General features: G+C 41.4%; 5 protein-coding genes. 2 read left to right on the forward strand and 3 right to left on the reverse strand.

Going from position 1 to position 4,490, the window contains the following annotated elements; genetic code table 11:
- Positions 1 to 407 precede the first annotated feature (407 nt).
- Positions 408 to 1,448, forward strand: coding sequence for a TauD/TfdA family dioxygenase (locus FTT76_RS17275; protein WP_180051163.1), 1,041 nt, complete (start codon positions 408 to 410; stop codon positions 1,446 to 1,448).
- A gap of 93 nt (positions 1,449 to 1,541) precedes the next feature.
- Here the strand turns inward: FTT76_RS17275 and FTT76_RS17280 are convergent, their stop codons facing one another.
- On the reverse strand, positions 1,542 to 2,717 hold the full coding sequence (locus FTT76_RS17280) for a PQQ-dependent sugar dehydrogenase (RefSeq protein ID WP_111886059.1): 1,176 nt from the start codon (positions 2,715 to 2,717) through the stop codon (positions 1,542 to 1,544).
- Positions 2,718 to 3,160: 443 nt separating this feature from the next.
- Between FTT76_RS17280 and FTT76_RS17285 the strand changes: the two genes are divergently transcribed.
- Positions 3,161 to 3,736: a type 1 glutamine amidotransferase domain-containing protein gene (locus tag FTT76_RS17285; RefSeq protein WP_180190650.1), complete on the forward strand. Its 576-nt coding sequence runs from the start codon at positions 3,161 to 3,163 to the stop codon at positions 3,734 to 3,736.
- Positions 3,737 to 3,803: 67 nt separating this feature from the next.
- On the opposite strand, the gene FTT76_RS17290 is transcribed toward FTT76_RS17285, so the two are convergent.
- Positions 3,804 to 4,115: an ankyrin repeat domain-containing protein gene (locus tag FTT76_RS17290; protein ID WP_111886056.1), complete on the reverse strand. Its 312-nt coding sequence runs from the start codon at positions 4,113 to 4,115 to the stop codon at positions 3,804 to 3,806.
- Between the two features lie 21 nt (positions 4,116 to 4,136).
- Positions 4,137 to 4,439: a hypothetical protein gene (locus tag FTT76_RS17295; RefSeq protein WP_180190651.1), complete on the reverse strand. Its 303-nt coding sequence runs from the start codon at positions 4,437 to 4,439 to the stop codon at positions 4,137 to 4,139.
- Positions 4,440 to 4,490: the final 51 nt, after the last annotated feature.

Raw genomic sequence — 4,490 nt, forward strand, 5'->3', positions numbered from 1 at the left:
GCAAGTAACTTGGACCAGTGTTGATCATTTAGCATTGTTCGAGGCATAGCGAGTGTAAAATTGGGTTTGGCGATTTAATTTTACTATCTCGCTATTTTTTTAATCAACAAATGTCAACAGACCCTAAAGTGTCCAACTTAAAAAAGAATGGGTGTCCAAATACTTATTGATTTTGCAATAGGATGTCGAGGGCTTTTTTCATGTCGTCATTCATTCAGAGATCGCACTCTATTCGTCGAAAAATCGCAATTTATCAACAATACTTACATCGCAACAGTAAAACTGTACTTATAATCGGCAGAGAATTTAGACAGAATAACGGCTGCGAGTTCAGCAGCTCGAACTGTCAGCGCTTAGGGATTAGGCGACAACAATAAAAATTGAATTAAAAAATTAGAGAATGACCTATGCAATTGCAACAGCAACAACTGAATAGTTTTACCCGCATTTTTCATGCCGCTCCAGAACACAATAGCCCACAAGATCTTGCACAATATATTGGCGCGCATCGACAAGAGCTTTTACAACAAATCCATGAAAATGGCATCTTACTGTTTCGTGGTTTTAACATCGAGCAACCCGAACAATTTAACCAACTGATTGAACAATATTTTCAGTTTACCCCATGGAATGCTTTTAACCCCAATATGCCCAGCTGGGTTGCATCTTGGATGCGAAAATACAGCGAGAACTTGCTCGGTGCTGGCGACTACCGTCGTTATATAGACCGCAACACAGTGCAATTGGGTCCAGTCGAAAACTCGGTACAAGGCCCGCATGTTGAAGGCGGAGTACGCTCAGAACGCTCGCGTTATATCGCCTTATTTTGTCAGGAACCTTCGACGTATTTGGCAGAAACAGGATTTAATAACTTAGAGCAGATTTGGGAGAATTTTCCGAAACATCTACAGGAAAAATATCTCGGCGCATGGAACCATTTTTCTTATGTCTCGGCGCGCGAGGTGGGGCTATTTGACCGATTATTGCTGAAAAAGAGCCCGTTTAGTCTAGAGATTCGACAAGATAAAAAAGCCAAATTGACCTTGCAGCGTTCGCCACTGGTGATTCATCACCCTGATACAAAAAAGCATGTCATTCAGCCGTGGGCTTTTGCCAATAATACCAATCCATTTGCCCATCAGGCGGCCAAAAATTGCTTTGAAAATCGCGGGGAGATTGAAATCGATTCAACGGCTGACGGCATGCAACTGACATGGGAAATTTACACGCCAGAAGGTCAACAAATTGAATGGAACGATGCCGAAAAGCAGCAATTTTTTGATGCGATGTATAAAGATGCCCTGCTTTTGCAGTGGCATAAAGGTGATGTTGCGATCGTTGATAATATTAAAATTGCGCATTGGCGGATGAATGGAGAACAAGGAAATCGTAAGTTGATTCAAATTCAAGCCAATGCCTTTAATGCCGATGAGCACTATGCGGCTTAGCTGACTGATTTAAAATTCGTGCAGGCATGTATGTGAGAAGCCCCGTAGGGGCTTTTTTTTTATTTTTTGAATTTTTTGTTTATTTTTTAGCCGCTATTTTGGCTCAATTTTGAATAACCATGCTTTTTCACCGTCTTCAATCCCCCAAATGGCGCCATCTTTGGCTTCAATCAAGCCACGGATCCGCTGTTTCATGTCGATGCGCTGGATTTCTGTTGCCGGTTGATGTGCTGTGTCCACAATCACGATTACTTGAGACGACAATCCGCCAATCAGCGCTTTATTTTTCCACAAGGGGAACTTTTGCCCTTGGTAAAACATCAAACTCGATGGTGAAATCACGGGTGTCCAACTGATGGCAGGCGCTTCAAATTCAGGCCGCGTATGATGATCCGGAATCGGTTGATCATCATAATGATCACCATTCGACACATGTGGATAGCCATAGTTTTTCGCACGCTGCACCAGATTTAACTCATCACCGCCTTTCGGGCCCATTTCGGCCACCCAAAGTTGCTGTTTTGCATCAAATGCCATGCCTAAAGGGTTACGGTGCCCGAAGCTCCACACTTGCTTGGCAACCTCGCCTTGGGTCTGAAATGGATTATCTGCAGCAGGCGTTCCATCACTATTTAAGCGCAGCACTTTACCCAAATTTGACTGCAGATCTTGTGCAGGATCAAACTTCTGACGTTCGCCCGAACTCACCCATAATTTTCCATCTGCTCCAAACTGCATTCGGTGTGAATAATGGCCTTGACCTTCTACTTTTGGAATTTGCCTCCAAATGATTTTTCGCTGTTTTAAACTTGGCGCAGCTTCATTGAGGTTTAATGTGGCTTTTTCGATGACAGCGCCAAAACCGCCCTGTCCTGCTTCTGCATAGCTCAGGTATATTTGATGATTTTTTTCAAATTGTGGATCAAGTGCAATATCGCCTAATCCTCCTTGTCCACCATAGGCAACTTTGGGAAGGTTTTTCACCTGTATTTTTTGCTGGTTTTGCGGATTAAAGATGATCAGTTGACCTTTTCTTTCAGTCAGCAATAAACGGCCGTCTGTAAGTGGCTGGATGGCCCAAGGTTCATTAAATTGAGCGATTTTTTGTATTTTAAAGCGCTGTTCTTGCTGGATTTGTGCCGAATTTTGAGTTTGGCTTGGTGTTCGCTCTTGTGCTGTAGATGCAGTGTTTTCTGCATGGCATGCGGCGGTCATCAGGATGCCAACGATGAGGCTAGGCGTTCGAAAATATTTTATGCATTGTTTCATTTACTGTTCCCTTCCCTTTTATAATCATTTGATTCTAATCAATTAATCAGATGATTTTTCTTTGGAAAGGTAACAGAATAATTTTGTACGTTTTGGCTTACATGACATGCAGAAAATTGCGGCTTTCCAAGTTTCAGAAACAGGCCTAATCTACAATTATCAGGAGACAGGAAGTTTCCGAAACATAAAACAATAACAATAAGTTTCTGCATCAGGACGTGAGATATAACAAGGAGTTGTATCTAGAACACGAAATACGAAGAAAACCCCGACAGGACGTCGGGGTTTTCTTTTTCTAGCTGATTTTTAAAAGTTCGCTCTAATCTAGAACCTTCGCATAACATCTCTGTCAAAACTTCTTACAGTTTCCTGCGAAATTATTACATACCCAAATCCGTCAGCTTGTTAGCGTGGTAGACAATCCTCATTGCAAGGAGTCAATCATGACTTTAAAAGCTTTAGTGATAACGTCAAATGTCGGTGTTGAACATGACGAGCTGATCCAACCATTAAATTATTTAAATGAAAAGGGAATTGAAGCCATTCATGCCGCTATTAAACATGCGGTTGTCCAAACAGTAAAAGCCGACAAAAAGGTCGAAGCTGAAGTTCAACCCAATGCCCAATTGAGCAGCGTAAATGCTGAAGACTATGATGTCTTAGTAATTCCAGGCGGAACTGTCAATGCAGATCATCTACGGATCGATGAAAATGCACTGCGACTTATTCAAAACTTTGCTGACCATCAAAAACCTATTGCTGCAATTTGTCATGGTCCTTGGGCGCTCATTAATGCTGAAAGAATTCGTGATAAAACTCTGACGTCTTATAAAAGCATTCGTTTGGATTTGGAAAATGCGGGTGCACATTGGGTCGATGAGCAGGTGCACCGCTGTAATACGGGCGGTTGGGTGCTCATTACTTCTCGCTGTCCAGATGACTTGCCTGCGTTTAATCAAGCAATTCAGCAGGAGCTTGAGCAACAGCAACAGCAACAGCAACAGCAACAGCAACAATAATACAAATGGAAAATACCCGCATATTGCATGCGGGTATTTTATAAATCTAAGTTATAGGATATATGGCTTACATATTTTTTAAGTATGCCACTACATCCTCGTTGCCTGCCATTTCTGCGAGCTCTAATGCTGTGTATTGGGTTTTGTGCTGTACGTCTGCACCTTTACCTACCAAAAGCTTTACGACGTCTAAATAGCCATTCTCTGCTGCTGCATGCAGTGCGCTATAGCCTTCTTCATCGGCAGTGTTTACATCTGTGCCATTCGCCAAAGATTTTTCGACTTCTGCGAGTTCACCTAAAGATGCCCAGTACACCAGTTCAGGCAAATGCAGTTCATCATCTTCTTCAGGGATTGGGGAGAATGAGTTGAGTTTCATTTTGTATCCATTAATTTCTGTTCAGCTAATTTGCCTTACATTAAATCCAAAATATCGTAAAACCTTTGTTGTCCGTCCATTAATAACAGGTTTGCCTTCACTATTTACCCAACCAACTAATTCCTGAATATTTGATTGTCCAAATTCATTCAATTTATATTTAGGGTCAAAAATACAGTCTGCTATACGTTTCGGCAAAGATACACTTTCATCATGTAATAAATATATTAATGTTTTCTTTATTCTAGATATAACCCGAATCGCGGATAAGAAATTGACTTGAAAAATATGAGGACTAGAGCCATCAGTTGAGTTACCACACAAAACTCACAACTCTATCCTCATGTTTAATAGTACCGAATTATTTTGCGTAAT

Origin of the sequence: Acinetobacter sp. YH01009, from assembly GCF_013420765.1 — a bacterium.
GTDB classification, from domain to species: Bacteria; Pseudomonadota; Gammaproteobacteria; order Pseudomonadales; family Moraxellaceae; genus Acinetobacter; species Acinetobacter amyesii.